This is a genomic window from Antarcticimicrobium sp., from assembly GCF_029212575.1.
Classification (GTDB): Bacteria; Pseudomonadota; Alphaproteobacteria; order Rhodobacterales; family Rhodobacteraceae; genus Antarcticimicrobium.
The window spans coordinates 1-2,525 of the sequence record NZ_JARGPK010000033.1; the positions used below are offsets into that span (position 1 = coordinate 1).

The 2,525-nt window shown below is 65.6% G+C and carries 2 protein-coding genes; both read right to left on the minus strand.

The window, feature by feature from the left end:
- Window positions 1-1,878: glycoside hydrolase TIM-barrel-like domain-containing protein (locus P1U75_RS05860; protein ID WP_300240872.1), on the minus strand; the 1,878-nt coding region annotated here is incomplete at its 3' end.
- 134 nt (window positions 1,879-2,012) lie between these two features.
- Window positions 2,013-2,525, minus strand: coding sequence for an HK97 family phage prohead protease (locus tag P1U75_RS05865; protein WP_300240875.1), 513 nt, complete (start codon window positions 2,523-2,525; stop codon window positions 2,013-2,015).

Genomic DNA, 2,525 nt, shown 5'->3' on the forward strand with positions numbered 1-2,525 from the left:
ATACGCGCCCGCCCAGCCGGCGATATCCTTCTGTCGGAACACGAAATGCTCGCCATGCGCTGTATCATTGATCGGTGTACGCACTTGCGCATCGCGCGCAGCCTGATCCGCATAATACCAGTCATACGCCTCCCCACCCGCAATTTGCGATGCCAGATAGGCCGGATCATCCGCCGCCGCATATCCTGCCAGCGCATCGAGATGATCGCTCCCGTCGCGCCAATCCCCCAGCGGCGGATACCAGTCGACGCCGACGAAATCGACATCCGCACTCGCCCAGAGCGCATCCAGCGGAAACAGGACATCGCCCGATCCGTCCCCCGGCACATAGGCGCCATACTCGGTCCAGTCTGCCCCATAGGAAATTTGCGCGCCCGGAAGGATCGCCTTCACCTCCGCCGCCAGCGCCACCAGCGCCTCAACGAACGGAAACGCGCCCGTCGCATCCCGAACCCGGCTGAGCCCGACCATCTCGCTGCCGATCAGGAACGCCTCCACCCCGCCCGCCTCGGCGGCCAGCTCAGCATGATGCAGGATGAAGTGCCGGAACCCGTTCGCTCCGTTCATGAAACTATCAATCTCACTGCGCGCCGCCGCGGTGCCATCTGTCGACACGCCGATCCGCCCGCGCCAGGGAAAGCCCGCGCAGTCCATGAACAGGAAGGGTGACAGCGTGACAGACAGCCCCCGCGCCCTCATCTCCTGAATAGCGCCGATGACGCACCGATCCGCAGGCGTGCCCCCATAATTCGGATGGCCGTCCTCATCGCGGGAAATGACAAAGGCATCGCCCCGCGCGACACCCGCCACCTGCCACGCATAGGGCACCGTTACCCGCTCGCGCGTTTCCACGCCCGGATGGATTTCGCACGCCCCCGCCTCGATACTGGTCCCGAACCAACCGACCGTCAGCGCCGCGCGTGACACGTTCGGCAGATCACTTTCCAACTGGTCCAGCGACACAAGGAAATCTGCCCGCGCTTCGCCGGACCACGCATTCAACGCGCGCTCATGTCCCGGAAACCTCTGTTCCCGCACATTCTCGGTCGCATAGACGAATTCGCCCGAGGCCGGGATGATGTTCACGCCCGTCACCACATCGCCTAATCCCGGCTCAGACCCGCCCGGCGGCACGCGCTCGACCTCGACGGAGAGCTGCGGCAGCCGGTTGCCAAACGCCTCCAACGGCAGATCCTCAAACACGATATAGGCCGTCCCGCGATAGGCCGGTGCCTCGCCCTCGATCATCTCGATCAGTGGGTCTGGCTCTTGCGTCTCATCGCCGGGATAGACCCGGTGCACCACGCCGGAAAGGTCGAACGCCTCGCCATTCGCCCAGGCCCGCCGCACGCCGAGGATCGGCCCCTCGCCTAGCGCCACGGCAAAGCTGACCGAATAATCATACTCGGTGACCTTCGGTCCACCCTTGCTGCTCGCCCGCCGCGTCGTCTTCGTCTCCTTGAAGCGGGCCGCCCAGATCACCTGACCGCCAACCCGCATCCGGCCATAGACAGAGGGCAGGCCCGCCCCCTCGCGCGCCTCCATCACCGGCAGGGATTTGACGCGTGGCCCTTCCTGCGCCTTCACGTTGAGCCGAGACAGCCCGCTATCATCGCCGCTGCGCAAATATCGCCCCCAGGCCGCGCTGCGCGCATCCTCGTCGGCGGTCTTCCCCTCGCCTGCCTCCGGCCGGGCCATTTTCAAGCTCAGCGCTTCGAGCCGCCGGTCAATGCGCGACAGCCGCTCATCCGTCAGCGGATCGCTTGTGCCCCTGGCTTCGATCTCGGCAAGCCGGGCATCATTCGCCTCGGTATAGGCGGCAAAGGCGGCCATCAGTTCGGCATCGCCGCCGCCCGCCATCTTGGTTTCCTTGGTCATGTTGTCTCCATTCCTCTCAAATCCATCATCCTTCGACGTCGCTCATGATGAGTTCCGTACTTTCAAAGCGCTCATGCTGAGCGAAGCCTGCCCCAGCGATGGCCGGGGTCGAAGCACGCGCGCGGGCTTCCAGTTCACGCCGCTTTCGCCTCCGCCCCCAGCAGGGAAAACCGCGCCCGTGCCTGCATCGGACTGGTCACGAGGGAAACTTCGACAAGGTCCACCTCGACCAGTTCCCGCCCATCCGGGCGCCGTGCATTCCAGAGGCGCGGGCGAAACCCGATGGAGAGGCCGCTGAGCCCCTGCGCCACCAGTGACCGCGCCGCGACACCTTCGACGAGACCGCGCACATAGAGCCCCCGCCCATCCTCGATCATCCGCACCCAACGCCCGACCATGGCGCCGGGCCTGTGCTGCAACAGCATGGGCAGTTGCGTGCCCCGCTGCAGGCTGCGGGCAAAGGCGCCCGCCCGCACGACATCTCCGCTCGCATCCGGCACACCGAACAGCGAGGCATAACCTTCGATGAGGATTGGCCTCCGCGTTCGAAGACCCCCCTCTAACTCCCCCCTTCCAGGGGGGAGAACAGACCGGACATGCCGTTGGCGTTCCTCCCCCTGCAAGGGGGAGGACAGGTGGGGGTCCAC